This is a genomic window from Streptomyces sp. NPDC006261 (assembly GCF_040613515.1).
Taxonomy (GTDB): domain Bacteria; phylum Actinomycetota; class Actinomycetes; order Streptomycetales; family Streptomycetaceae; genus Streptomyces.
The window spans coordinates 52,490-77,148 of sequence record NZ_JBEXSI010000028.1 but is presented as its reverse complement, the minus strand read 5'-3'; the positions used below and the strand labels follow the sequence as shown (position 1 = coordinate 77,148).

General features: G+C 70.7%; 24 protein-coding genes. 14 read left to right on the top strand and 10 right to left on the bottom strand.

Going from position 1 to position 24,659, the window contains the following annotated elements; translation table 11 throughout:
• Nucleotides 1-7 precede the first annotated feature (7 nt).
• From ABZ154_RS19995 to ABZ154_RS19980, 4 genes are all read right to left on the bottom strand, one after another.
• Complete coding sequence (locus tag ABZ154_RS19995; protein WP_356834367.1) at nucleotides 8-583, bottom strand: TerD family protein; 576 nt, start codon at nucleotides 581-583, stop codon at nucleotides 8-10.
• A 213-nt stretch (nucleotides 584-796) separates the two neighbouring features.
• Nucleotides 797-1,372 (bottom strand): TerD family protein, encoded by a 576-nt coding sequence (locus ABZ154_RS19990; RefSeq protein WP_018511706.1) that lies wholly within the window; start codon nucleotides 1,370-1,372, stop codon nucleotides 797-799.
• Nucleotides 1,373-1,510: 138 nt separating this feature from the next.
• The gene (locus tag ABZ154_RS19985; protein ID WP_356834365.1) at nucleotides 1,511-1,969 is read right to left on the bottom strand and encodes a peroxiredoxin; all 459 of its coding nucleotides are present in this window, start codon (nucleotides 1,967-1,969) and stop codon (nucleotides 1,511-1,513) included.
• A 185-nt stretch (nucleotides 1,970-2,154) separates the two neighbouring features.
• Nucleotides 2,155-2,592 (bottom strand): DUF3052 domain-containing protein, encoded by a 438-nt coding sequence (locus ABZ154_RS19980; RefSeq protein ID WP_356834363.1) that lies wholly within the window; start codon nucleotides 2,590-2,592, stop codon nucleotides 2,155-2,157.
• A gap of 505 nt (nucleotides 2,593-3,097) precedes the next feature.
• Here ABZ154_RS19980 and aceE point away from each other — a divergent pair.
• Nucleotides 3,098-5,830, top strand: coding sequence for a pyruvate dehydrogenase (acetyl-transferring), homodimeric type (gene aceE, locus ABZ154_RS19975; protein WP_356834361.1), 2,733 nt, complete (start codon nucleotides 3,098-3,100; stop codon nucleotides 5,828-5,830).
• Between the two features lie 76 nt (nucleotides 5,831-5,906).
• On the opposite strand, the gene ABZ154_RS19970 is transcribed toward aceE, so the two are convergent.
• Nucleotides 5,907-6,338, bottom strand: coding sequence for a peptidase inhibitor family I36 protein (locus tag ABZ154_RS19970; protein ID WP_356834359.1), 432 nt, complete (start codon nucleotides 6,336-6,338; stop codon nucleotides 5,907-5,909).
• 217 nt (nucleotides 6,339-6,555) lie between these two features.
• Nucleotides 6,556-8,175 (bottom strand): MFS transporter, encoded by a 1,620-nt coding sequence (locus ABZ154_RS19965; RefSeq protein WP_356834357.1) that lies wholly within the window; start codon nucleotides 8,173-8,175, stop codon nucleotides 6,556-6,558.
• A 115-nt stretch (nucleotides 8,176-8,290) separates the two neighbouring features.
• Here ABZ154_RS19965 and ABZ154_RS19960 point away from each other — a divergent pair, with 115 nt between their 5' ends.
• From ABZ154_RS19960 to ABZ154_RS19930, 7 genes are all read left to right on the top strand, one after another.
• Nucleotides 8,291-8,947: a TetR family transcriptional regulator gene (locus tag ABZ154_RS19960; protein WP_356834355.1), complete on the top strand. Its 657-nt coding sequence runs from the start codon at nucleotides 8,291-8,293 to the stop codon at nucleotides 8,945-8,947.
• A gap of 137 nt (nucleotides 8,948-9,084) precedes the next feature.
• Nucleotides 9,085-10,293 carry an alpha/beta hydrolase gene (locus ABZ154_RS19955; protein ID WP_356834353.1) on the top strand — a complete coding sequence of 403 codons (1,209 nt, stop codon included), beginning with the start codon at nucleotides 9,085-9,087 and terminating at the stop codon, nucleotides 10,291-10,293.
• Nucleotides 10,294-10,379: 86 nt separating this feature from the next.
• Nucleotides 10,380-11,348: a DUF4429 domain-containing protein gene (locus tag ABZ154_RS19950; RefSeq protein WP_356834351.1), complete on the top strand. Its 969-nt coding sequence runs from the start codon at nucleotides 10,380-10,382 to the stop codon at nucleotides 11,346-11,348.
• Between the two features lie 122 nt (nucleotides 11,349-11,470).
• Nucleotides 11,471-12,841, top strand: coding sequence for a sensor histidine kinase (locus ABZ154_RS19945; protein ID WP_356834349.1), 1,371 nt, complete (start codon nucleotides 11,471-11,473; stop codon nucleotides 12,839-12,841).
• Nucleotides 12,838-13,527 (top strand): response regulator transcription factor, encoded by a 690-nt coding sequence (locus ABZ154_RS19940; RefSeq protein WP_356834347.1) that lies wholly within the window; start codon nucleotides 12,838-12,840, stop codon nucleotides 13,525-13,527. Before ABZ154_RS19945 ends, ABZ154_RS19940 begins: the two co-directional genes overlap by 4 nt.
• A gap of 129 nt (nucleotides 13,528-13,656) precedes the next feature.
• Complete coding sequence (locus ABZ154_RS19935; protein ID WP_356834345.1) at nucleotides 13,657-14,715, top strand: alpha/beta hydrolase; 1,059 nt, start codon at nucleotides 13,657-13,659, stop codon at nucleotides 14,713-14,715.
• Complete coding sequence (locus ABZ154_RS19930; RefSeq protein WP_356834342.1) at nucleotides 14,712-15,977, top strand: acyltransferase; 1,266 nt, start codon at nucleotides 14,712-14,714, stop codon at nucleotides 15,975-15,977. The genes ABZ154_RS19935 and ABZ154_RS19930 overlap by 4 nt, the downstream gene beginning before the upstream one ends.
• A 78-nt stretch (nucleotides 15,978-16,055) precedes the next feature.
• Here ABZ154_RS19930 and ABZ154_RS19925 read toward each other — a convergent pair whose 3' ends face one another.
• From ABZ154_RS19925 to ABZ154_RS19915, 3 genes are all read right to left on the bottom strand, one after another.
• The gene (locus ABZ154_RS19925; protein ID WP_356834339.1) at nucleotides 16,056-17,081 is read right to left on the bottom strand and encodes an aldo/keto reductase; all 1,026 of its coding nucleotides are present in this window, start codon (nucleotides 17,079-17,081) and stop codon (nucleotides 16,056-16,058) included.
• The gene (locus ABZ154_RS19920; protein WP_356834337.1) at nucleotides 17,081-17,587 is read right to left on the bottom strand and encodes a MerR family transcriptional regulator; all 507 of its coding nucleotides are present in this window, start codon (nucleotides 17,585-17,587) and stop codon (nucleotides 17,081-17,083) included. Before ABZ154_RS19920 ends, ABZ154_RS19925 begins: the two co-directional genes overlap by 1 nt.
• A gap of 84 nt (nucleotides 17,588-17,671) precedes the next feature.
• Nucleotides 17,672-18,211, bottom strand: coding sequence for a hypothetical protein (locus tag ABZ154_RS19915; RefSeq protein WP_356834411.1), 540 nt, complete (start codon nucleotides 18,209-18,211; stop codon nucleotides 17,672-17,674).
• Nucleotides 18,212-18,357: 146 nt separating this feature from the next.
• Here ABZ154_RS19915 and ABZ154_RS19910 point away from each other — a divergent pair, with 146 nt between their 5' ends.
• The gene (locus ABZ154_RS19910) at nucleotides 18,358-19,173 is read left to right on the top strand and encodes a serine hydrolase domain-containing protein (RefSeq protein ID WP_356834335.1); all 816 of its coding nucleotides are present in this window, start codon (nucleotides 18,358-18,360) and stop codon (nucleotides 19,171-19,173) included.
• A 511-nt stretch (nucleotides 19,174-19,684) separates the two neighbouring features.
• Entirely contained in the window at nucleotides 19,685-20,026 is a 342-nt protein-coding gene (locus tag ABZ154_RS19905) for a hypothetical protein (RefSeq protein ID WP_356834333.1), read from the top strand.
• Between the two features lie 70 nt (nucleotides 20,027-20,096).
• Here the strand turns inward: ABZ154_RS19905 and ABZ154_RS19900 are convergent, their stop codons facing one another.
• Nucleotides 20,097-20,753, bottom strand: a complete 657-nt coding sequence (locus ABZ154_RS19900; protein ID WP_356834331.1) for a pirin family protein — start codon at nucleotides 20,751-20,753, stop codon at nucleotides 20,097-20,099.
• 306 nt (nucleotides 20,754-21,059) lie between these two features.
• Between ABZ154_RS19900 and ABZ154_RS19895 the strand changes: the two genes are divergently transcribed.
• From ABZ154_RS19895 to ABZ154_RS19880, 4 genes are all read left to right on the top strand, one after another.
• On the top strand, nucleotides 21,060-22,259 hold the full coding sequence (locus ABZ154_RS19895; protein WP_356834329.1) for a helix-turn-helix domain-containing protein: 1,200 nt from the start codon (nucleotides 21,060-21,062) through the stop codon (nucleotides 22,257-22,259).
• 89 nt (nucleotides 22,260-22,348) lie between these two features.
• The gene (locus ABZ154_RS19890) at nucleotides 22,349-23,266 is read left to right on the top strand and encodes an ACP S-malonyltransferase (RefSeq protein WP_356834327.1); all 918 of its coding nucleotides are present in this window, start codon (nucleotides 22,349-22,351) and stop codon (nucleotides 23,264-23,266) included.
• Nucleotides 23,267-23,279: 13 nt separating this feature from the next.
• Nucleotides 23,280-24,311, top strand: coding sequence for a ketoacyl-ACP synthase III (locus tag ABZ154_RS19885; RefSeq protein WP_356834325.1), 1,032 nt, complete (start codon nucleotides 23,280-23,282; stop codon nucleotides 24,309-24,311).
• Nucleotides 24,312-24,374: 63 nt separating this feature from the next.
• A complete protein-coding gene (locus ABZ154_RS19880; RefSeq protein ID WP_356834322.1) occupies nucleotides 24,375-24,623 on the top strand; it encodes an acyl carrier protein in 249 nt (82 codons plus the stop codon).
• Nucleotides 24,624-24,659: the final 36 nt, after the last annotated feature.

Here is a 24,659-nt window from a genome sequence, read left to right as displayed (position 1 = left end):
CGCGGCGTTACGAAACGTTGACGCCGAAGTCTAGAGCGATGCCTCGGAGCCCCGACGCGTACCCCTGACCGACTGCACGGAATTTCCACTCGCCCTGGTAGCGGTAGAGCTCGCCGAAGATCATCGCGGTCTCCGTGGAGGCGTCCTCGCTGAGGTCGTAGCGCGCCAGCTCCTGGCCGTCGGCCTGGTTGACCACGCGGATGAAGGCGTTGCTGACCTGCCCGAACGCCTGGCCCCGGTTGTCGGCGTCGTGGATGGAGACCGGAAAGACGATCTTGTCGCAGTGTGCGGGGACCTGGTCGAGCCGCACGATGACCGACTCGTCGTCGCCGTCGCCCTCACCCGTCAGGTTGTCACCGGTGTGCTCGACGGAGCCGTCGGGGCTGGTGAGATTGTTGTAGAAGACGAACCACTCGTCGCCCAGCACCCGGCCCGACTGGCACAGCAGCGCGCTGGCGTCGAGGTCGAAAGCGGCTCCGGTGGTGGAGCGTGCGTCCCAGCCGAGCCCGACCAGCACCTGCGTGAGGTTGGGTGCGACCTTGGAGAGGGAGACATTGCCTCCCTTGGCGAGTGTGACGCCCATGTGTGTCCTCCCCGAGTCGTGGAAACCTGACGGGCGCTCTTCACGCCCGCGGTCGGGGGCCGAAGGCCGCCCGGTCAGGGTGGACCCGGCCATGAAGCGCCGGACACACCCTGAGCACGTCCGGCGCCGCACAGGATGCGGCGCCGGACGGGTGGTGCGTGAGCGCTGCGCGCGCCCGGTCCTGCTGGGCCGTGACGTCCTCGGACGGTGTCCTCAGACGTTGACGCCGAAGTCCTGCGCGATGCCGCGCAGGCCCGAGGCGTAGCCCTGGCCGATGGCGCGGAACTTCCACTCGGCACCGTTGCGGTAGAGCTCGCCGAAGACCATCGCGGTCTCCGTCGAGGCGTCCTCGCTCAGGTCGTAGCGGGCGAGCTCGCTGTTGTCGGCCTGGTTCACCACGCGGATGTACGCGTTGCGGACCTGGCCGAAGCTCTGCTGACGGCTCTCGGCCTCGTAGATCGAGACCGGGAAGACGATCTTGTCGACGTCGGCCGGGACACCGGCGAGGTTCACCTTGATGACCTCGTCGTCGCCCTCGCCCTCACCGGTGAGGTTGTCACCGGTGTGCTCGACGGAGCCGTCGGGGCTCTTCAGGTTGTTGAAGAAGACGAAATTGCCGTCCGCCGCGACCTTGCCCTCGGCGTTCGCCAGCAGCGCGCTGGCGTCGAGGTCGAAGTCGCCGCCGGTGGTGGTGCGGGCGTCCCAGCCCAGACCGACGATGACCGCGGTCAGGTTGGGCGCGGCCTTGGTCAGCGAGACGTTGCCGCCCTTGCTGAGGCTGACTCCCACGAGTCCTCCAGTAGTTTTCTCAGGGGCCGGCAGATACCAGCGTCCCTGTCGTTCGTTGGCATCGGATCAACGATTGGATCCTAGTGACCGGTTCCCGGCGAAAACAGGCTTTTGGCCGGGCGCCACCAGGAGATCGTCTCAGAGCGCTTCGAGCGCCTTGAGGTAGTCGTTCAGGTCACGCGCGTCCGGCAGGCCGTTGACGACGCTCCAGCGGACGGTGCCCGCCTTGTCGATGATGAAGGTGCCGCGAACCGCGCAGCCCTTGTCCTCGTCGAAGACGCCGTAGGCACGCGAGGCCTCACCGTGCGGCCAGAAGTCGGAGAGCAGCGGGTACTCGAGGCCCTCCTGCTCGGCGAAGACGCGCAGGGTGTGGATGGAGTCGTTGGAGAGCGCGAGCAACTGGGTGTCGTCGTTCTCGAAGCGGGGCAGATCGTCGCGCAGCGCGCCCAGCTCAGCCGTGCAGACGCCGGTGAAGGCGAACGGGTAGAAGACCAGCACCACGTTCTTCTCGCCCCGGAAGTCCGCCAGCCGCACGGTCCGGCCGTGGTTGTCCTTGAGCTCGAAATCCGGGGCCTCGGTGCCGACCTCGATCACCATGGAACACATAGCCCTTCTGCCGCTTCTCACGTCCCGGGTTCCGTGCGTACGTGGCCGTGGCGTCCGTTCACACGCGTCCGGCCGTCCGGGTGACTCCCACCCTACGCACGGCCGGAGGAGCACGTACGAAGGCCCCCGGCGGCGACTGAGCGCCGTCGGGGGCCCCGGGTGGTGTAGCGAGTGGTTCAGCGCTTGGCCTTGGCCCCCTTGGGGGTGACCAGACGGCTGCCCGTCCAGTCCTTGCCCACGCTGATGCTCTTGGTCTGGGCGAGACCGGCCGTCTGGGCAGCCTCATTGATGTCGCTCGGTTCGACGTAGCCGTCACGGCCGGTCTTCGGCGTCATCAGCCAGACCGTACCGCCGTCCTCGAGCAGACCAATGGCATCCACCAGCGCGTCCGTAAGGTCGCCGTCCTCGTCGCGGAACCAGAGGACGACGACGTCTGCCACGTCGTCGTACTCCTCGTCGACAAGTTCCTGGCCGGTAATGGCCTCAATGCCCTCACGGAGCTCCAGCTCGACGTCGTCGTCGAAGCCGATCTCCTGGACCACTTGTCCGGGCTCGAACCCCAGGCGTGTCGCCGGGTTGGTCCGCTCCTCCGCGTGGTCCGCGGTCGCGCTCACGGGTTGCCTCCTGATCATGTCTTCGGAAAATGCTGCAGCCACGCGCGTGCGCGGGGCGTAGGCCGTAGTCCACACGGGCCCGGCGAATCGCGCAAGTACCCGGCGTACGAGACCGCCTAAACGGTGACGTTCCCTGCCACGTCACCGCAGGCTCCGGCATGTCTCTCCGGGGCCTGGCCTGTCCCTCCGGGGCTCCGTAGGGTCACCCCATCCGTTTACGTCCTTCCTCAGCTTATGCCGTTTCGCTCCGCCAATCGGATTCGAACGCCCTTTGGGAACGCTTGGACGGCTTGGGCGTAAGGTTGCGGTTTGCCCGTACCCCGCCGCGTACTGCCCATACTCGTGCCCCGCCGGAGAAATTTCGGAACCTCGGGGTTACCCCACGGTAGAGATGACGTCCGGGCCCTCGCGGTAGCACGATGGAGGCGGCGCACACACAGTTGTCCCGGGGGTACGTTCCCCGTAACAAACCCCGCAGAGCACCACCGAACAGCGAAGGAACAGTGTGGCTTCCGGATCCGATCGCAACCCGATCATCATTGGCGGCCTTCCGAGCCAGGTCCCGGATTTTGATCCGGAGGAAACCCAGGAATGGCTCGACTCCCTCGACGCCGCCGTCGACGAGCGAGGCCGTGAGCGGGCCCGCTACCTGATGCTCCGGCTCATCGAGCGCGCGCGGGAGAAGCGCGTCGCCGTGCCGGAGATGCGCAGCACGGACTACGTGAACACGATCGCCACGAAGGACGAGCCGTTCTTCCCGGGCGACGAGGAGATCGAGCGCAAGGTCCTCAACGCGACCCGCTGGAACGCGGCCGTGATGGTCTCGCGGGCGCAGCGCCCCGGGATCGGTGTCGGCGGCCACATCGCCACCTTCGCCTCCTCCGCCTCGCTGTACGACGTGGGCTTCAACCACTTCTTCCGCGGCAAGGACCAGGGCGACGGCGGCGACCAGATCTTCTTCCAGGGGCACGCGTCACCGGGGATCTACGCCCGCGCGTTCCTGCTCGACCGGCTGAGCGAGGCCCAGCTCGACGCCTTCCGCCAGGAGAAGTCGAAGGCGCCGAACGGTCTTTCCAGCTACCCGCACCCGCGGCTGATGCCGGACTTCTGGGAGTTCCCGACCGTCTCGATGGGCCTCGGTCCGCTCGGCGCTATCTACCAGGCGCGGATGAACCGCTACATGGAGGCGCGCGGCATCGCCGACACCTCCAAGTCGCACGTCTGGGCCTATCTGGGCGACGGCGAGATGGACGAGCCCGAGTCGCTGGGCCAGCTCTCCATCGCCGCCCGTGAGAACCTGGACAACCTGACCTTCGTCGTCAACTGCAACCTCCAGCGGCTCGACGGCCCGGTGCGTGGCAACGGCAAGATCATCCAGGAGCTGGAGTCGCAGTTCCGGGGCGCCGGCTGGAACGTCATCAAGCTGGTCTGGGACCGCTCCTGGGACCCGCTGCTGGCGCAGGACCGCACGGGCATCCTGGTCAACAAGCTGAACACCACGCCGGACGGGCAGTTCCAGACGTACGCCACCGAGACCGGTGAGTACATCCGCGAGCACTTCTTCGGTGACGACCCGCGGCTGCGCGACATGGTCAAGGACATGACCGACCAGCAGATCCTGCACCTGGGGCGCGGCGGGCACGACCACAAGAAGGTCTACGCGGCCTACGCGGCGGCCAAGGCGCACAAGGGTCAGCCGACCGTGATCCTCGCGCAGACGGTCAAGGGCTGGACGCTGGGGCCGAACTTCGAGGGCCGCAACGCGACCCACCAGATGAAGAAGCTCACGGTCGAGGACCTCAAGCGGTTCCGCGACCGGCTGCACATCCCGATCACCGACAAGCAGCTGGACGAGGGCTACCCGCCCTACTACCACCCGGGCCGCGACTCGGAGGAGATCCAGTACATGCACGACCGCCGCAACAGTCTGGGCGGCTACGTGCCGACCCGGGTGGTGCGTGCGAAGCCCCTGCCGCAGCCCGAGGACAAGACGTACGCGGCTGCGAAGAAGGGTTCGGGTACGCAGTCGATCGCCACCACCATGGCGTTCGTCCGCATCCTGAAGGACCTCATGCGGGACAAGGAGATCGGCAAGCGGTTCGTGCTGATCGCGCCCGACGAGTACCGCACGTTCGGCATGGACGCGTTCTTCCCGAGCGCGAAGATCTACAATCCGCTGGGTCAGCAGTACGAGGCGGTCGACCGCGATCTGCTGCTCGCCTACAAGGAGTCGCCGACGGGCCAGATGCTGCACGACGGCATCTCCGAGGCGGGCTGTACGGCCTCGCTGATCGCCGCAGGTTCGGCGTACGCGACGCACGGCGAGCCGCTGATCCCGGTGTACGTCTTCTACTCGATGTTCGGGTTCCAGCGCACCGGTGACCAGTTCTGGCAGATGGCCGACCAGCTCTCGCGCGGGTTCGTGCTGGGCGCGACGGCCGGGCGTACGACGCTGACCGGTGAGGGCCTCCAGCACGCGGACGGCCACTCGCAGCTGCTCGCCTCGACCAACCCGGGCTGTGTCGCCTACGACCCGGCCTTCGGGTACGAGATCGCGCACATCATGCAGGACGGGCTGCGCCGGATGTACGGCGAGGCCAATGAGGACGTCTTCTACTACCTCACCGTCTACAACGAGCCGATCCAGCACCCGGCCGAGCCCGCAGACGTCGACGTGGACGGCATCCTCAAGGGTGCCTACCGCTTCAAGCAGGGCGAGGCGGGCGAGATCCCGGCGCAGATCCTGGCGTCCGGTGTGGCGGTCCCGTGGGCCGTCGAGGCGCAGAAGATCCTCGCCGAGGAGTGGAACGTCAAGGCGGACGTCTGGTCGGCGACCTCCTGGAACGAGCTGCGGCGCGAGGCCGTGGACGTGGAGCGGTACAACCTGCTCCACCCGGACGAGGAGCAGCGCGTCCCGTACGTGACGCGGAAGCTGGAGGGGGCCGGGGGCCCGTTCGTGGCGGTCTCGGACTGGATGCGTTCGGTGCCGGACCAGATCGCGCGCTGGGTGCCCGGTGCGTACCAGTCGCTGGGCGCCGACGGCTTCGGCTTCGCCGACACCCGTGGTGCGGCACGCCGGTTCTTCCACATCGACGCGCAGTCGATCGTCCTGGCGGTGCTCACCGAGCTCGCGAAGGAGGGCAAGGTCGACCGGTCGGCCCTGAAGACGGCGCTGGACCGTTACGACCTCCTGGACGTGGCCGCGGCCGATCCGGGCGCGGCGGGCGGCGACGCGTAGCCGTGGAGCCGCTGTACGGGTCCGAGGGGCGGTGACGCGAGCGCGTCGCCGCCCCTCGGCGTGTCCGGACGCGAGGCTAGTTCTCCCAGATCTTGAACGCCCGTACCTGGTAAGGGGAGCGGGGCAGCCAGGTCCCGCCGCCCGGGTACGTCTCGAACTCCCCCGTCTCCTGGCACTCGGCGGACTGGTAGGTGGTGACGGGCCGGCCGGTGCGGTTGGCGAGGGACTGGGCGTCGCCGCCCTTGGGGAGCGGGGTGCAGCTCTCGATGTCGACGGTGGAGAGTTCGTAGGTCTGGCGGGCGCCGGTGAAGTCGGGCTTCTTCCAGAGGCAGAGCCGGCCCGCCTCGCAGGTGCCGAGCCGGACGTCCGACGCCGTGGCCGGGGCGGCGGCCGCCCGGTCCTGGGCGAGCGCCTGCGGGATGAGGGCGGTGAGTGCGGTGACGGCCAGGCCTGCGGCGAGAACGGTCGTGCGGTTCGTACGCGTGGTCGTGCGTGTGGTCGTACGCATGATGGATCAACCCCCGTGGTCGTGCGCCGCGCCATGTCGTGACGCGGTGCTGTCCTGACCAGCCTGACCAGCACGGAAGGGCGCGGGGAAGAGGGGGACGGCCCATGCCACCCTGATAGGCGACAGCCCCGCCGAAAGGATTCGGCGGGGCTGTGGTGTGCGCTGGGTTGACGTTTCCCGGGGGTTTGGGCCTGGGACTCGGGGCCTGGGGCCAGGGTCAGATGTGGCCGACGCCGGCGCCCGCCCCGGCGTTCGTGCCGCGCTTGGTGAGGGTGGCGACGAAGGCCGCGACGACGGCGACACAGCCGGCGACGGTGAAGGCCAGGCCCATGCCGGACATGAACGTGTCGCGGATGACGCCGCCGATCGTGTCGACGACGTCCGGCGTCATGCCGGGAGCCTTGGAGAGCGCGTCCACCGGGACCATGCCGAACTCGGCGGCCTCCTCCAGCTTCGGGTCGGGCGTGCCGGGCAGGCCCGCGTCCGTCCAGTTGCCCGCGAACTCCGCACTGACCTTGGAGGACATGACCGCGCCGAGGACGGCCGTGCCGAGGGCGCCGCCGACCTGCATGGCGGCCTGCTGGAGGCCACCGGCCACGCCGGAGAGCTCCAGGGGCGCGTTGCCGACGATGACCTCGGTGGCGCCGACCATGACCGGGGCGAGACCGCAGCCGAGCAGGGCGAACCAGAGGGACATGGCGAAGGTGCCGGTGGACTCGCTGAGCGTCGTCATCCCGAACATGGCGGTGGCCGTGCAGACCATGCCGCCGACCAGCGGTACGCGGGGGCCGAACTTGGTGATCAGCAGACCGGCGACCGGCGAGGAGACGATCATCATGGCCGTCAGCGGCAGCAGGTGCAGACCGCTGTCGACCGGGCTGAGGCCGTGGACGCCCTGGAGGAAGAACGTCACGAAGAACAGGCCGCCCATGAAGGCGAACGCCATCAGCACCATGAGGATGGCGCCGGCCGTCAACGGGATGGAGCGGAACATCGCCAGCGGGACGAGCGGCTCGCGTACCCGCGTCTGCCAGAGGCCGAAGGCGAGGAAGAGGGCGATCGCGAGGCCGAGGAAGAACCAGGTCCAGGCGCCGCCCCAGCCCCAGGACTCACCGGCCTTGATGATGCCCCAGATGAGGGAGAACATCGCGCCCGAGAGCAGCACGATGCCCAGGATGTCGAAGGAGCGCGGCGCGTTGGCGGCACGGTGGTCCTTGAGGATCACCAGGCCGAAGACGAGCGCGACGATGCCGACCGGCACGTTGATGAAGAAGACCGACTGCCAGCTGACGTGCTCGACGAGCAGACCGCCGACGATGGGGCCGCCCGCGGTGGACGCCCCGATGACCATGCCCCAGATACCGATGGCCATGTTCAGCTTCTCGGCGGGGAAGGTGGCCCGCAGGAGGCCGAGCGCGGCGGGCATCAACAGGGCGCCGAAGAGGCCCTGGAGCACGCGGAAGAGGACGACCAGGCCGATCTCCGAGGAGAAGCCGATCGCGGCGGAGGAGACGGCGAAGCCCGCGATGCCGATCAGGAAGGTCTGGCGGTGTCCGAAGCGGTCACCGAGCTTGCCCGCGGTGATCAGGGCGACGGCCAGGGCCAGCAGGTAGCCGTTGGTGATCCACTGGACATCGGCGAGCGTGGCGCCGAGGTCCCGCTGGATCGCGGGGTTCGCGATGGCGACGATCGTGCCGTCGAGCGCGACCATCATCACGCCGATGGCGACGGCGAACAGGGTCAGCCAGGGGTGGCCGCGAAGCCCCTTGGCCGCGGCGGGTACGGGGCCGTCTTCCGGTTCCCGCGGCGCCTTCTCGACGGTGGTCTGACTAGTCATACGGGGAGACTAGTGACAGTCGCTGACAGTTGACAAACGCATTCACGAGACAGTAGCTGTCGCGTAGCTCACAGGTAAGCTGACCTGGACAAACGAGCGAAAAGAGGACCGGTACGTGACCCACGGGCAGAGAGCCGCGACCCGGCCCGGACTACGGGAGCGCAAGAAACAGCGCACCCGTGACGCCCTGTTGCGCGCCGCCCTCGAACTCTTCACCACCCAGGGGTACGAGCGGACCACCGTCGACGAGATCGTCGAGGCGGTCGACGTTTCCCAGCGCACCTTCTTCCGCTACTTCGCGAGCAAGGAGGACACCACGTTCGCGGTACAGGAGATGGTCGAGTCCCGCTTCATCGCGGAGCTGCGCAACCGCCCCGCCGGCGAAGCCCCGTTCGAGGCGATGCGCCGGGCGGTGCTCTGCGCCTGGAACAGCATCGGCGAGGCGATCGAGGAGGTCATCACGGTGGACCTCCATATGCGCACGTACCAGATGATCGAATCGACCCCCTCCCTGCTCGCCGCCCATATGCGGCGCGGGGTCGCCCTGGAGAACCAGATCGCCCAGCTGATCGCGGAGCGCGAGGGTCTCGACGTGACGAGGGACCCGCGCCCCCGGGTGGCCGTCGCCGCGTTCTCCGGGGTGATGCGGGTGACAGGCCAGCTGTGGGGCCAGGGCCACGATTCGAGCGTGGAGGCGCTGCGCGACCTCACGGAGGAGTATCTGGACCAGCTCGTCCCGGCACTGGCGGGCGACTGGCGGCAGGCGGAGTGAGCACCGGCAGGCAGCGGGCAGCGGGCAGCGGCGGGCAATAACCGTCTGTGAAGAAATTCGGTTGAATCCTTCGCAGCCGGGTGATGTATCTCACCTGAATCACGGTCATACGCGCACGTCTCCTAGGGTGAGGCGCAGTGACTTCTTCCGACTCCTCCCCCACCCTGACCGCATGTCGCGCGCTGCTCGCCGTGGCGGTCGTGTTCGTGATGCTGACGACGACGGGCTGGTCCGCCGTGCGGGATCACCATGTCGGCGGGGAGCGTGAGCTGGTCCTCGCCTCCTGGGCGCGGGACCGGATAGCGGGACGTTCGCTGCCGGAGGCCGGGGCGTCCGCCTTTCGGATGGCCCACTTCTTCGCCACGCTCACCTCGGGGCAGCAGATGTCCCTCGCCGACAAGTACCCCTCGGTCGTGGGGAATCTGAACGGCGTCCCGGTCACCCTGCGCTACCACGCCAACCGGCTGGCCCTGAAGCAGGCGGTGGCCGTCGAGAAGCGACGTACGTACGGCGAGGCGCTCTCGGCGGGCGGCCGCAGCGAGGCGGCCCAGCGGGCGGCCCGCTTCCGGTCGATGCTCGCGAAGGACCGCCAGATCCTGGCCTTCGACCCGACCGGGAGTGGGCGTGCCGCCGAGGTGTTCGGCAACCTCGACCGGGCCTCCCGGATCTCCGTGGTCGTCCCGGGCGTCGACACCAACCTCCTCACGCTGGAACGGAGCCACCGCGTCAACTCGGCGCCCGTCGGCATGGCGAAGTCCCTGTACGGCGCGGAGCGCGCGGCCGCCCCCGGGACCCGGACCGCGGTCATCGCCTGGGCCGACTACACCGCCCCGGCCGGTCTCGGCATGGACGCGGCGCTCGGCGGGCTCGCGGCGGAGGGTGCCCTGCGGCTGAACGCGCTGGTGGGGGCGTTGCCCGGCATGTCCACGGTCTCGCTGTTCTGCCACAGCTACGGCTCCGTCGTCTGCGGGGTGGCCGCCGACAAAACCCCCGACCGGGTGGCCGACATCGCGGTCGCCGGAAGCCCTGGCATGCGGGCCGACAGCGCCGCGCGACTCCGCACCGACGCCCGGATCTGGGCGATGCGGGACCGGGACGACTGGATCCGGGACGTGCCGCACCTGGAGATCGGCGGCATCGGGCACGGCGCCGACCCGGTCGACCCGGCGTTCGGGGCCCGGCTGGTCTCGGCGGCCGGGGCCGCGGGCCACAGCGGCTACTTCGAACCCGGTACCGAGAGCCTCGGCAACTTCGCCGCGATCGGCGTCGGCGCCTACGGATCGGTCCGCTGCGCAACCGCCGACGGCGCTTGCCACAGTGGTATTTCCGGTAAGCGGGAAGGCTGACGCGCGTAGAGCTGCGTGACAAGCCGATTAATTGCGACTTACGCCGAGGGGGGACGTGTGAGCCTGTGCCGCATACGATGAGGCACATGGGTGATGTGCTGGCCGGAATTCATGCCACCTGGGAGTTCGACACCGACTCCGTGCTCATCCGCTTCGAACGGGGTATCCGCACGCCGAAGCTCCTGCAGAGCCTGCGGGAGCGCCGCATCCCGCATGCTGCGCTGTCGTCGGTGACGCTGACCCCGGGCAAGCGGGACACGGTGGTGCTGCGTGTCGTGCCGAGACCGGGTGCCGACCCGCTCCTGGAGGCTGCCGCAGGGCAGCTGAAGGAGGGGTGCGACCCCTACCGCCTGGTGCTTCCGGCGGACCGGGAGCTGCTCGCGGAGTATTACGCGGACGAGCTGCGGTCCTGTCTGGGCCCCGCGTCCGACGAGCCCGCCGACCGTTTCCTGGTCGCCGCCCCCGAGGCGCCGATGCAGTTCAAGGCGTACGACGGGCGGGCCGCCTTCGACGGGGAGCGGGTCTCCTTCCGGTGGTTCTGGACGGGCGCCTCGAGCGCGAAGTGGAAGGCCGGTGACCAGGCGTACCGGGTGAGCGAACTGGCCGGAATCGAGTGGCGCTCCCCCGAGGGCCTGGACGGCTACCTCCGTCTGGTGCCCCGTGCGGCGGTCCCGCCGGACCACCGCACGGGCGGCAGCCTCGGCGACCTGCACGGGCCCGTCACGCCTGGTCTGGCGGAGGCGGGCATCGCTGTGAACGGCGCCCCGGCCACCGTGAGCCGCGCCCCGGCGGACCAGGACCCGGCGGCGGTCCTTTTCGGCCTCGGCTACGGGCCGGTGCACGAGTCGTTGCCCTTCGCCGCCGCCGTACTGGAATCCGTACGCCGGACCCAGAGCGCGCCGGCCGTCCCGGCCCCGGTCCTGGTGAACGCCGGGCGGCGCGACCCGGCGGACATCGCCGAGCGGATACATCACCTCGGCGAACTCCACCAGGCGGGACTGGTGACGGACGACGAGTACAGCGCGAAGAAGGCACAGCTGCTGGCGGAGCTGTGAGACCCGCGTACATCCCGGAGCCCCGCCCCGTCACCCCGTACCCCGGTATGAGGCGGGCCGGGCGCGGTCAAGTCCCCGGTATGACGCCCGGGAGGCGGTCGCCCTCCTAGGCTGACCCGGTCATGTCCACTTCTCCCGCCGGGCCCCTGCCGCCCGCCGACGGCTTGCTGAGCGCCGCCCGCCGCAATCTGCGCGAGCTCGCCCACGGGCTGTCCCACGCGTCCCATCCGTCCACGCCTTTGCTGGCCCACGCCCCGAAGCTGTGGCAGCGGCTGCTGCCGTACGTCGTGGTCCTCGCGCTGGCCGCGACCTTCATCCCGGTCACCATCACCGTGCTGACCACGCAGTACGGCGTGCCCGGCGCGCTGGCGGGGGCGCTCGGCGTGGCCCAGGCGGCGCCACTGCTGATGCTGGCCCACCGGCCCCTCCAGGCGTGGTGGATCGTCTTCCCCGCCGACATCCTGGGCGCACTGGTGCTGCTGGCGCAGCCCGCCGACCCGAGCGACCTCTGGCCCTGGACACCACCGGCGATCGTCGCCTACCTCTTCCTGCTGCTGGCGCTCGGGCTGCGCGAGACGCGGCGGACCGTGATCGCCGTCTGGGCGGTGACGGGCGCCGCCGGAGCGCTCCTGCATCTGATCGCACCGGACCGCAGCAGCGGCAGCGCTCTGCTGCTGACCATCCTCGGCGCAGTGGTGCTGGTCATCGGCGGTGCGGTACGGGAGCGGGGCGTGGCCCAGCGCCGGCTCGCCGAGCAGGAGACGATCAGCGAGGCCGAGCGGGCCCAGCGCACCCTGCTGGAGGAGCGGACCCGGATCGCGCGTGAGCTGCACGACGTGGTCGCCCACCACATGTCGGTGATCACCGTGCAGGCGGACTCCGCCCCGTACCGGATCAGCGGGCTGCCGAAGGCCGCCGAGGAGGAGTTCACGGCGATCGCCGCGGCAGCACGGGAGTCGCTGGGCGAGATGCGGCGGCTGCTGTCGGTGCTGCGCAGCGAGGGGACGGAGGGCGACCGGGCACCGCAGCCCGGCCTGGACCGGCTCCAGCAGCTGGTGGAGGCGACCGTGCGGGCGGGACTGCCGGCGGAGCTGGCGCTCAGCGCGGAGCTGAGCTCGGGGCGGGGCGAGGTGCCCCCGACGGTGGACCTGTCGGCGTACCGGATCGTGCAGGAGGCCCTGGCCAATGTCGTGCGGCACGCGCCGGGGGCCCGCACCCGGGTCCTCGTCGCGCCGGAGAACGGCCACCTCCTCGTGCTCGTCGTCAACGGGCCGGCCGCCGCCCCCGGTTCGCCGCTGGAGACGAGCGGGACCGGACACGGGCTGGTCGGGATGCGGGAGCGCGTACGGTTGACCGGCGGCACGCTGGACACCGGCCCGCTGCCCGACGGCGGGTTCCGGGTCGCGGCCCGGATGCCGCTCCCGCCGACCACCGCGCCGTCCACTCCCCCGTCCGCCGCACCACCCGCCCCCCTGCCCCCGGAGGACCTGTGACCATCCGCGTGATCATCGTCGACGACCAGGCCATGGTGCGGGCTGGGTTCGCGGCGCTGCTGGCGGCGCAGAGCGACATCGACGTGGTCGGCGAGGCGGCGGACGGCCGGCAGGGCGTGGACATCAGCCGCAACCAGCACCCGGATGTGGTCCTGATGGACGTGCGGATGCCGGAGATGGACGGACTGGCCGCCGCCCGCGAGCTGTTGAACCCGCCGATCGGGGTGGTGCACCGGCCGAAGGTGCTGATGCTGACCACCTTCGACGTGGACGACTACGTGTACGAGGCGCTCCGCGCGGGGGCCTCCGGCTTCCTGTTGAAGGACGCGCCGCCCTCCGATCTGATCGCGGCGGTACGGGTGGTGGCGGCGGGCGACGCCCTGCTGGCGCCCTCGGTGACGCGGCGGCTGATCGCGGACTTCGCGGCGCAGCGGCCCTCGGGGGCGACGCGGGGCGGCCAGGCGCTCCGGCTGAACGGGCTGACCCCGCGCGAGACGGAGGTGCTGGAGCTGATCGCCCGGGGACTGTCGAACCAGGAGATCGCGGGGCGGCTCGTCCTGGCCGAGCAGACCGTGAAGACGCACATCGGCCGGGTGCTGGCCAAGCTGGACCTGCGGGACCGGGCGCAGGCGGTGATCTTCGCGTACGAGTCGGGGCTCGTGACGCCGGGGGACGCGGGGGCCTGACCCTTCGCCCACCCCCTACCCCAGTAGCACATCGCAGTTGGCCCCCCGGTGTGACGCCCCCTCACCCATCTTCTTCTTACCTTCCTCTCGCTCGCGCCGCTCGGTGCGGCAGCGGAGAGGGAGGGCGCGATGCGCCGATACGCGAGGACCGTGGTCGCGTTCGCACTGGCTACGAGCGTGGTGACGGGGACGGCGGGCTGGGTTTCAGGGGATGCGCAGCAGGCGCTGACCGGGCCGCCGCCGGGCACCATGTCGTGGCGGGCGGACCGGGCACTGGGCGAGGAACTGCCCGACCCGGAGCGCTCGGCGCCCACCGAAGTGGCTTCGTTCTTCGCCGAGTTGAGCGAGCAGGAACGTCAACTGCTCCTCGTTCGGCACCCAGCCGTAGTGGGCAATCTCGACGGCGTGCCCCTTGAGCTGCGGTACCGCGCCAACTCCCTTGCCTTCGCCACCGCCGAGGACCCTCGCTTCCGCTCGCTCGCCGCGCCCGGCCGCCAGATCCTCGCGTTCGACCCGCGCGGGCGGGGCCAGGTCGCCGAGGTCTTCGGGGACCTGCGCTCAGCCCGCCGGGTCTCGGTGGTGGTGCCCGGATCCGACAACGACGCCGGGACCTTCGACCGGAAGGTCACCGACCACGGGGCCCCACCCGGTATGGCCAGGACCCTGCACAAGGCGGCCGGTCCGGACACCGCCGTCATCGCCTGGGCCGGGTACACCACCCCCGTGGGCGTCGGCATCGACGCGGCGACCGGGCGGCTCGCGGAGGCGGGCGCCGGGCGGCTGACCCGTTTCGCGGAGGGGCTGACCGCCGACGGGCTGCCCGAGCCCGCCGTCTTCTGCCACAGCTACGGTTCCGTCGTGTGCGGCCTGGCCGCCCACCGCCTGCCCGCCACCGACCTGGTGGTCCTCGGCTCCCCCGGGATGCGGGCCGACGACGTGGACGCGCTGAGGACCCGGGCGACGGTGTGGGCGGCGAAGGACCCGACCGACTGGATCGACGACGTGCCGAGCGTGCGGTTCGCCGGGCTCGGCCACGGCACCGACCCCACAGACCCGGCGTTCGGGGCCCGCCGTATACCGGCCGACGACGCCCGGGGCCACACCGGCTACTTCGCCCCGGGGACGGAGTCGCTTCGCGCCTTCGCGGCGATCGCACGGGGTGCGGCTGCGGAAGGGGCAGCGCGATGACTTCCCGAACGCACACCCGTACCCGTACGCACATCCATGCCCGCACGCGTGCGCATCAGCTCGCCGCCCGCGTCGAGGCCGCCACCCCCGCCCACCGGGACCGGGCCATCGACGGTCTGCGTGCCCTCGCGCTGCTCGCCGTGCCGCTCGGGCACTGGATGCTCGGCGGTTTCCGGCTCGACGCGGACGGCCTGCACAACGCGAGCCCGCTCTCGACGTTCGGGGCCTTCGCCCCGCTCAGCTGGGTGCTCCAGATGCTGGGGATCTTCTTCCTGGTCGGCGGGTACGCCTCGGTCCTCTCCTACCACCGCCGCCCCTCGACCACGATCGCCTGGCTGCGCGGGCGGCTGGTCCGGCTCGGTCGGCCGGTGCTCGGGGTGGCCGCCGTGTGGGCGGTGCTGCTGGCCGCGCTGTCATGGCTCGGTGTCCCGGGCGACACCCTGCGTACGGGGTCGACGCTGGTGATCCAGCCCCTCTGGTTCGTCGGGGTGTACACCGTGGCCACCGCGCTCACCCCGCTCTGTGTCCGCCTGGCGCGCGAGCTCGGCGGGTGGGCGGCGCTGCCGCTGCTGGGGTCGGTCGCGGTGGTGGACTTCCTGCGGTACGGGCCGTTCGCCGAGGGGATGCCGTCCTGGCTGAGCGTGCTGAACATCCTGCCGGGATGGCTCTTCGCCTATCAGATCGGCGTCTCGTGGGGCGAGGGGCGGACAGGGAAGCGGGGTGCGCGGCTGCTGCTCGTCGGGGGCGGGGTGCTCTTCGCCGTACTGCTGCTGGCGTTCCACTACCCGCCGTCGATGGTCGGCGTGCCCGGCGAGGTGCGGACCAACTCGCACCCGCCGTCGCTGCTGGTGGTGGCGCTGGCGGCGACGCAGAGCGGGGCGGCGATCCTGGTGCGGGACCGGCTGGGGCGGGCGTTGCGCAGGCCGCTGCTGTGGGCGCCGGTCGTGGTGGTCAACCTGTCGGCGATGACCATCCTGTGCTGGCACCAGAGCGCGATGCTGGCCGCCGCCGTACCGGCCTCACTGCTGGACGGAGGTACGGCGGTGGTGGCGGGGCTGACGACCGGCCCGGACACCGTGGGCTGGATCCTGGCCCGGGTCATGTGGCTGCCGGTGTTCGCGGGGCTGCTGGTGCTGATCGCCCGGTACGCCGGCCGTTTCGACGCCCCGTGGAAGGCGGGCACCCGCGCCGCGAATGCCCGCCGCGCGCTGGCGGGGCTGCTGGCTGCGGGGTTCGCGGTGTTCGCGCTGGGGCTGGCGTGAGGAGGGCCGGGCCCTTGGCCGTGATGGTCTTCATGAACCACGCGCCGACTGCACAGCCAGCCCTCTCCCCCTCGCCACCTACTCCCGCGCCGCCGACGTAAGGCTCATGTCCGGGTAGCGGTCCCCCGCGACCTGCCCCGCGATGGGCTCCAGCAGGGCCAGCTGGTCGGCCGTCAGCGTCAGCCGGGTCGCCGCCACGTTCTCCAGAAGGCGGCTGCGCTTACGGGTGCCGGGGATGGGGACCACCGTCAGGCCGTGCACCTGCGCCCGCTGCTGCACCCAGGCGAGCGCCACCTGCGCGGCCGTCACCCCGCGAGCGGCGGCGATCTTGTGGACCGGCTCCAACAGGGCGGCGTTGGTACGGGCGTTGTCGCCGGTGAAGCGGGGCTGGTGCTTGCGGAAGTCGCCCTCCCCTAGGTCCTTGCCCGCGTCGGTGAAGGAGCCGGTGAGGAAGCCACGGCCGAGCGGCGAGTACGGCACGAGCGTGACGCCGAGTTCCACCGCAGCCCCGAGCGCGCTCCTCTCGACGTCCCGGCTGAAGAGAGACCACTCCGACTGGAGGGCGGCGATCGGGTGCACCGCGTGCGCCTCGCGCAGTTCGGGGCCGGTCACCTCGCTCAGGCCGATCTGCTTGATCTTGCCCTGTTGGATCAGCTCCGCCATCGCGCCGATCGATTCGGCGAAGGGGACGGCCGGGTCGTGGCGGTGCATGTAGTAGAGATCGATGACGTCGGTGTTCAGCCGGCGCAGGCTCGCCTCGACGGCGGTCCGGATGTACGCGGGGTCGTTGCTCACGCCCCGGTAGCCGGGGTCGTCGGAGCGCACCAGGGCGTACTTGGTGGCGAGGGTGATCTCGTCGCGGTGGGCGCCGACGAAGGGGGCGAGGAACTCCTCGTTGGCTCCGCGCCCGTAGACGTCGGCGGTGTCGAAGAGCGTGACGCCCGCCTCCAGTGCGGCGTCGAGGGTGTCCCGGGCGGAGAGCTCGTCGGTGTCGCCGTAGAACTCGCTCATGCCCATGCAGCCGAGCCCCTGGACGCCGACCGTCGGGCCGCCCTCGCCGCCCAGTTCGACGGCGGCGATCGTGTTTCTGTCGTTGTCGGTCATCAGGCGCTGTGCCTCTCCGGCGCAGTGCGGGCGCCCGCGTAGAACTCGATCTTGTGGTCGAGGACGGCGAGGGTGTCGTGGAGCTCCGCGATCCGCGTGATCACATCGCGGCGGGTCGACTCCAGCAGCTCCTGGCGTGCCTCGAAGGTGGACTCGCCCTCGCGCAGCAGCTCCGCGTACCGCACCATGTCGGCGACGGGCATCCCGGTCAGCCGCAGCTTGCCGACGAAGGCCAGCCAGTCCAGGTCGCGGTTGGAGAAGCGGCGCTGGCCGGTGTGCGAGCGGTCGACGTGGGGCATGAGCCCGATCCGTTCGTACCAGCGAAGGGTGTGCGCGGTGAGCCCGGTGAAGGCGACGACCTCGCTGATCGTGTAGCTGTCCTTGCCCCCGGGCCGGGGGTGCGGCTTGGGGAGAGCCGTACAGGCGTTCACCCCCGTTGGGGGCTGCGGCCGTGGTGGTACGCCGGTCGCGGGGGTGCTCCGGGAGGTTCCGTCGATCACCGTCATGCCCTCCACGCTAAATCCTTGGAGTGCACTCGAAGCAAGCGAAGTCGGCAGGCAATCAGCGGGAGAAGTCAGGGGAAAGGGGTCTCAGAGTTCGTCCTCCGCCCTGGACAGCGCGTCGGTGATCACCCGGGTGGCGAAGTCGGCGTCGTCGGCGATGCGGTTGACGTGCTCCGCGAGCAGGAAGGCGGTGGCCTGCAGGGGAGTCATCTCCGCCTCCGTCCAGTCCCCGTACTGCTTGCGCCACAGGCTGGGGCTGAGGCCGGTGCCCGCGGCGATGACCAGGCCCGCCATCGTGGGGACGGCTTCCGGGCGGATGCTCTTGGGCATCATGCGCATCGAGGCCACGAGGGTCGGGACCACGTACTCGATGACGTCCTTGTCGTGGTCCTCGTGGGCCTTCCGCAGCCAGGTCATGAACATGTAGATCAGCGTGCACACGCCGTCCAGCAGGTCCTCGGTCCCGTCGGGACCCAGCGACTCGGTGTACTGCGCCATCATCGCCTGCTGTTCGGCGTCGGTCTCGGCGTCGCCCGCGTGGATGCTCCTGAGCCGGGAGTCGATCAGCATGAGTGCCGCGCCCACATCACCGGCAGGAGCGTGCTGGGGGCCGTAGGCCGACGACACGGTTGACACGGAAACCTCCCCGTACGGCTGCGGTGCGCAGCGCTTCGCCTCCGCACAGTAGTCGGCCGCGGGGGCGGGAGTTGGTGACTTCGTCACCTTTCGGACGCGGTGACGGGGCCGCTTCCTCGAACGTTAGGCTCGGGTCCATGGAGAGCTTGCGGATCATCGACACCTGGCCAGTCCCGACCGCGGCGGCCGCCGTCGTACGGGCGGACGGCACCGTCCTCGGTACGCACGGGCCGACCGCCCGCCGCTTCCCCCTCGCATCGGTCACCAAGCCGCTCGCGGCCTACGCGGCGCTGGTGGCGTACGAGGAGGGGGCCGTGGAGCTGGACGAGCCGGCCGGGCCCGAGGGCTCCACGGTGCGCCACCTCCTGGCCCACACCAGCGGCCTCGCCTTCGACGAGCACCGGGTGACGGCCCCGCCCGGCGAGCGCCGCCTCTACTCCAACGCGGGCTTCGAGGTGCTGGGCGACCACATCGCCAAGGCGTCCGGCATCCCGTTCGCGGAGTACCTGCGCCAGGCGGTCCTGGAGCCGCTGGGCATGACGTCCACGACCCTGGACGGCTCCCCCGCCCGCGACGGCGTCTCCACGGTGGACGACCTGGTCCGCTTCGCCGCCGAGGTTCAGGCCCCCCGCCTCCTCGACCCGCGTACGGTCCTCGAAGCCCAGAGCGTGGTCCACCCGGGCCTCAAGGGCGTCCTGCCGGGCTACGGCCACCAGAGCCCGAACGACTGGGGCCTCGGCTTCGAGATCCGTGACTCCAAGTCCCCGCACTGGACGGGCACTTCCTCCTCCCCGGCGACCTTCGGCCACTTCGGCCAGTCGGGCACGTTCCTGTGGATCGACCCGACGGCAGGGGTCGCCTGCGTGGCGCTGACGGACCGGGCCTTCGGGCCGTGGGCGTCGGAGGCCTGGACGCCGTTCACGGACGCGGTCCTGTCGGAGGTCGCGGGCTGAAGGCCCGGTCGCCCGTCGCCTCCTTCCGGTCGGTCGACGCACTCGAACCACACGGTCTTACCGCCGCCGTCCCACCGGATCTCCACGCCCCAGTCGTCGGTCACGGCGTTGACCAGGATCAGCCACCGCCCGCCGTCGTCGAGCTCGTCCCGCTGGATCGCGAGCGGCACGGCCGTGCTGTTGTCCCCCACCTCCACGCGTACGCCGTCCCCGGTCGGCAGCCGGAAGATGAAGGTCTGGCAGCGGCGACCGGGCACGTGCCGCACCACGTTGGCGATCAGCTCGGTCAGCGCCAGTTCCGCCGCCGGGGCGAGTTCGAGCAGGTCCCAGCTGGTGAGGTAGAGCCGCGGGACGCGGCGCAGATGGCGCGCGGAATGCTCCCCCATGGCGAGGTCGGCGCGGTAGACGGGCACCCCGGGGTCAATTCGGGGGATGGATACACGGTTCACGCTCCCAGCCTGCGATCACCTGGCTACGCTCGGCTACGCCGTGAACCGAACGCCGCAGAGCGTTGCACACCGGAGGTCCGCGCTGTGCCCAACATCCAAACCCTCGACCCGAGCGCTTCCCCTCTCGACTACTTCGGCTCGGAGCTGCGCCGCATGCGCGAGGCACACGGCCTGAAACAGGGCCAGCTGCTGCCAACGAGGGCAGGTGGAAGGGCGATCACTGCGAGAACGAACGGGACTGGCCCGAAGCTCTGGCCGTCCTGGGATTCTCCGTGCCCGTGTCGCTCCTAGGAACGGCGCTGTTCACGACCGGCGTGGTGAGCCGGCGGATGAGCGCACACGCTCAAGCGATGCGTGAGCTGGACGAACTGGCGGAGGGGGCCGCGAAGCGCTCCACCACCTGAGCGGACAGGGCCGCCAAGCGCTCCACCACCCGCCGAGCACGTGAAGGCCACTCCCTGCGCCTGCCCGCGATCAGCCCGCCATCTCCCAGATCACGAACTCCGCCGCCCTCACCGCGACCACTTCCAGCCCCTCCGCGCCCGTGATCCGAGCCGCGTCCCCCGGGCCCAACTCCTCACCGTCCAGGGCGACTCTGCCCCGTACCACATGCACGTACAGGCGCACCGCGTCCGGCAGGGCCGTGCGCTCGCCCTCGGTCAGTCGCCGGACGTGCAGCATCGCACCGGCCTCCGGCAGGGTGAGCGGGGTCGAGTCGGCGATGCCGGGGACGACCGTGTACGCGGGTTCGCCGCCCGACCCCAAGGGTGCCAGCCACATCTGGAGGAAGGTCAACGGCCGCTCGCTGTCGTTGCGTTCGACGTGGCGGACTCCGGTGGCGGCACTGAGATGGGCGACGTCCCCGGCCCGTACGACGGTGGAGTGGCCGGCCGAGTCGCGGTGGGTCAGCTCGCCCTCCACCACCCAGGTGACGATCTCCGTATGGCTGTGCGGGTGCTCGTCGAAGCCCGCGCCGGGGGCGAGGCGTTCCTCGTTGCAGGCCAGGATCGGGCCGAAGCGGAGGTTGTCGGGGTCGTAGAAGGGGCCGAAGGAGAGGGCGTGCCGGGTCTCGATGCCGGCGTCCGGCTCGCCGCCCCGGTAGCGGTCCTCGGACCGGTGTACGGAAATCACCTGGCCACGGTAGCCGGGTGCCCCCTTTCCAGGAGCGACGGCCACCGGGACGGACGCTCCCGTACGGGCCGGCCGGGTGCTCCCGTACGGACCGGGCCGGCCGGGCGCTCCCGTACGGACCGGGCCGGCCGGGCGCTCCCGTACGGACCGGGCCGGGCGCTCCCGTACGGACCGGGCCGGACGCTCCCGAACGGACCAGGCCGCACACCCTGTACGGACCGGGCCCGGCACCCCCGTACCGACCAGTAGACGAGACCCTCGCCCCGCCCCACCGATCCACCGGCCCGATAAGGCAGTCTTGTCCTCGTGCCCCGACCCGATCCTGAGCATTCCGCCGCCCGCGACGCCCACCTGCATGCCGCGACCCTGAAACGGCTGGAGCAGTCCTCCGGCCGGCTGGCCGCGAACGCGATTGCCCGCATGGACGAATCGCTGCCGTGGTACCGGGCGATGCCCCCGGAGAACCGGTCCTGGATCGGCCTGGTCGCCCAGGCCGGTATCGCGGCGTTCACCGAGTGGTTCCGGCATCCCGAGACCCCGCAGGCCATCTCGACCGATGTGTTCGGTACCGCGCCGCGCGAGCTGACCCGGGCGATCACGCTGCGGCAGACCGTCGAGATGGTGCGGACCACGATCGAGGTCATGGAGACCGCGATCGAGGAGGTGGCCGCGCCGGGCGACGAGTCCGTGCTGCGGGAGGCGCTGCTCGTCTACGCGCGCGAGATCGCCTTCGCCACCGCCCAGGTCTACGCCCAGGCCGCCGAGGCCCGAGGCGCGTGGGACGCCCGGCTGGAGTCGCTGGTGGTGAACGCGGTGCTGTCCGGGGAGGCCGACGAGGGGGCCGTGTCCAGGGCCGCCGCGCTCGGCTGGAACTCGCCCGAGCACGTCTGCGTCATCCTCGGCACCGCCCCCGACGGGGACAGCGAGCTGACCGTGGAGGCGATCCGGCGGGCCGCCCGGCACGCGAAGCTCCAGGTCCTCACCGGGGTCCTCGGCAACCGGCTCGTCGTCATCGCGGGCGGCAGCGACAACCCGCTCCAGGTCGCCAAGGGCCTGATCGGGCCGTACGCGGCCGGGCCGGTCGTCGCCGGGCCCGTGGTGCCGGACCTGCTGGCGGCCACCCGGTCCGCGCAGGCCGCGGCGGCCGGGCTGAAGGCCTGCCTGGCGTGGCAGGACGCGCCGCGGCCCGTGCTGGCGGACGATCTCCTCCCCGAGCGCGCGATGGCCGGGGACCCGGCGGCGCGGGACCAGTTGGTGGAGGAGATCTACAGACCGCTGGAGGAAGCCGGTTCGGCGCTTCTGGAAACGCTGAGCGTCTATCTGGAGCAGGCGAGCAGTCTGGAAGGGGCCGCACGGATGCTTTTCGTCCACCCCAACACCGTGCGCTACCGGCTACGACGTGTGACCGACGTCACCGGGTGGTCACCCTCCGATGTGCGCTCAGCGTTCACCCTGCGGATCGCTCTCATCCTGGGTCGCTTGGCTGCGTCGGATCCTCAGTCCTAGACTTTTGTCGGACTTCAACAATTCCCCTGACGGTTCTTCGTCCCTGTCCCCACGGGCGTACGAAGCCGTCCACAAGAGAGAGTGTGAGGGTGCTCGTACTCGTCGCTCCCGGCCAAGGCGCTCAGACGCCCGGCTTCCTGACTCCCTGGCTCGACCTCCCTGGTGCCTCCGACCGCATCGCGGCCTGGTCCGACGCCATCGGGCTCGACCTTGCCCACTACGGCACGCAGGCCGACGCGGAAGAGATCCGCGACACGGCCGTCGCCCAGCCGCTCCTGGTCGCCGCGGGCCTGCTCTCCGCCGCCGCCCTGGACGCGCCCTCCCCCGACGTCGTCGCGGGTCACAGCGTCGGTGAGATCACCGCCGCCACGATCGCCGGTGTCATCGACGACGAGGCGGCACTCCGCTTCGTCCGGACCCGGGGGCTCGGCATGGCCGAGGCCGCCGCGGTCACCGAGACCGGTATGGCGGCCCTCCTCGGCGGCGACCCCGCCGTGACGGTCCCGCACCTGGAGAAGCTCGGCCTGACCCCCGCCAACGTCAACGGGGGCGGCCAGATCGTCGCCGCCGGCACCGCGGCCCAGATCGCAGCCCTGGAGGCCGACAAGCCCGAGGGCGTCCGCCGGGTCGTCGCGCTGAAGGTGGCCGGCGCGTTCCACACGCACCACATGGCCCCGGCCGTGGAGAAGCTGCGCGCGGCCGTCGGGGACCTCACGGTCACCGACCCGACCGTGAGGTACGTGTCCAACGCCGACGGCCACACGGTCGCCACCGGCACCGAGGTCATCGCCCGGCTGGTCGGCCAGGTCGCGAACCCGGTCCGCTGGGACCTGTGCATGGAGACCTTCCAGAAGCTCGGCGTCACCGCGCTGGTCGAGCTGAGCCCCGGCGGCACCCTCACCGGGCTCGCCAAGCGGGCGCTGCCCGGTGTGAAGACGCTCGCGCTCAAGACCCCCGACGACCTCGACGCCGCCCGCGCGCTCATCTCCGAGCACGCAGGCGCCTAAGGAGCCCGAGAGCATGTCGAAGATCAAGCCCAGCAAGGGCGCCCCGTACGCGCGCATCCTCGGGGTCGGCGGCTACCGCCCGACCCGGGTCGTGCCGAACGAGGTGATCCTCGAAACGATCGACTCCTCCGACGAGTGGATCCGCTCCCGCTCCGGCATCGTCACCCGCCACTGGGCCTCCGACGAGGAGACCGTGGCCATGATGTCGATCGAGGCGTCCGGCAAGGCCATCGCCGACGCGGGCATCACGCCCGAGCAGATCGGCGCGGTCATCGTCTCGACCGTCTCGCACTTCAAGCAGACCCCGGCCGTCGCCACCGAGATCGCCCACAAGATCGGCGCGGGCAAGCCCGCCGCCTTCGACATCTCGGCCGGCTGCGCGGGCTTCGGCTACGGCCTCACCCTCGCCAAGGGCATGATCGTCGAGGGCTCGGCGGAGCACGTCCTCGTGATCGGCGTGGAGCGGCTCAGCGACCTGACCGACCTGGAGGACCGCGCGACGGCCTTCCTGTTCGGTGACGGCGCGGGCGCGGTCGTCGTCGGCCCCTCCCAGGAGCCGGCCATCGGCCCGACCGTGTGGGGCTCCGAGGGCGACAAGTCGGAGACCATCAAGCAGACGGTGTCCTGGAACGAGCTGCACATCGGCGACGTCTCCAAGCTGCCGCTCGACTCCAAGGGCGAGATCAAGTTCCCGGCCATCACGCAGGAGGGCCAGGCGGTCTTCCGCTGGGCCGTCTACGAGATGGCCAAGGTCGCCCAGCAGGCGCTGGAGGCGGCCGGGATCTCCCCGGACGACCTGGACGTCTTCATTCCGCACCAGGCCAACATGCGGATCATCGACTCGATGGTGAAGACCCTCAAGCTGCCGGAACACGTCACGGTCGCCCGTGACATCGAGTCCACCGGCAACACGTCCGCCGCCTCGATCCCGCTCGCGATGGAGCGGCTCCTGGCGACCGGTCAGGCGAAGAGCGGCGACACCGCGCTCGTCATCGGCTTCGGGGCGGGTCTCGTCTACGCCGCGACGGTCGTTACCCTCCCCTAGGCACACCGGACCTTTTGGTCCGTACGCACGATCCCTGAAGAAACCCACCGAAGGAGCGCCAAGATGGCCGCCACGCAGGAAGAGATCGTCACCGGTCTCGCCGAGATCGTCAACGAGATCGCCGGGATCCCGGTCGAGGACGTCCAGCTGGAGAAGTCCTTCACCGACGACCTGGACGTCGACTCGCTGTCCATGGTCGAGGTCGTCGTCGCCGCCGAGGAGCGCTTCGACGTCAAGATCCCCGACGAGGACGTCAAGAACCTCAAGACGGTCGGCGACGCTGCCGACTACATCCTGAAGCACCAGGGCTGATCCCAGCCCGGCTGTGTCGCCACCCGGCGGTGGCGC

Bases quoted from the DNA above. Each gene is read 5' to 3' on its own strand.
- ABZ154_RS19925 (WP_356834339.1), bottom strand. From the start codon at position 17,081: ATGACCGACAACGACAGAAACACGATCGCCGCCGTCGAACTGGGCGGC.
- ABZ154_RS19945 (WP_356834349.1), top strand. From the start codon at position 11,471: ATGTCCACTTCTCCCGCCGGGCCCCTGCCGCCCGCCGACGGCTTGCTG.
- ABZ154_RS19930 (WP_356834342.1), top strand. From the start codon at position 14,712: ATGACTTCCCGAACGCACACCCGTACCCGTACGCACATCCATGCCCGC.
- ABZ154_RS19970 (WP_356834359.1), bottom strand. From the start codon at position 6,338: ATGCGTACGACCACACGCACGACCACGCGTACGAACCGCACGACCGTT.
- ABZ154_RS19920 (WP_356834337.1), bottom strand. From the start codon at position 17,587: ATGACGGTGATCGACGGAACCTCCCGGAGCACCCCCGCGACCGGCGTA.
- ABZ154_RS19985 (WP_356834365.1), bottom strand. From the start codon at position 1,969: ATGGTGATCGAGGTCGGCACCGAGGCCCCGGATTTCGAGCTCAAGGAC.
- ABZ154_RS19965 (WP_356834357.1), bottom strand. From the start codon at position 8,175: ATGACTAGTCAGACCACCGTCGAGAAGGCGCCGCGGGAACCGGAAGAC.
- ABZ154_RS19880 (WP_356834322.1), top strand. From the start codon at position 24,375: ATGGCCGCCACGCAGGAAGAGATCGTCACCGGTCTCGCCGAGATCGTC.
- ABZ154_RS19995 (WP_356834367.1), bottom strand. From the start codon at position 583: ATGGGCGTCACACTCGCCAAGGGAGGCAATGTCTCCCTCTCCAAGGTC.
- ABZ154_RS19910 (WP_356834335.1), top strand. From the start codon at position 18,358: ATGGAGAGCTTGCGGATCATCGACACCTGGCCAGTCCCGACCGCGGCG.
- ABZ154_RS19950 (WP_356834351.1), top strand. From the start codon at position 10,380: ATGGGTGATGTGCTGGCCGGAATTCATGCCACCTGGGAGTTCGACACC.
- ABZ154_RS19885 (WP_356834325.1), top strand. From the start codon at position 23,280: ATGTCGAAGATCAAGCCCAGCAAGGGCGCCCCGTACGCGCGCATCCTC.
- ABZ154_RS19935 (WP_356834345.1), top strand. From the start codon at position 13,657: ATGCGCCGATACGCGAGGACCGTGGTCGCGTTCGCACTGGCTACGAGC.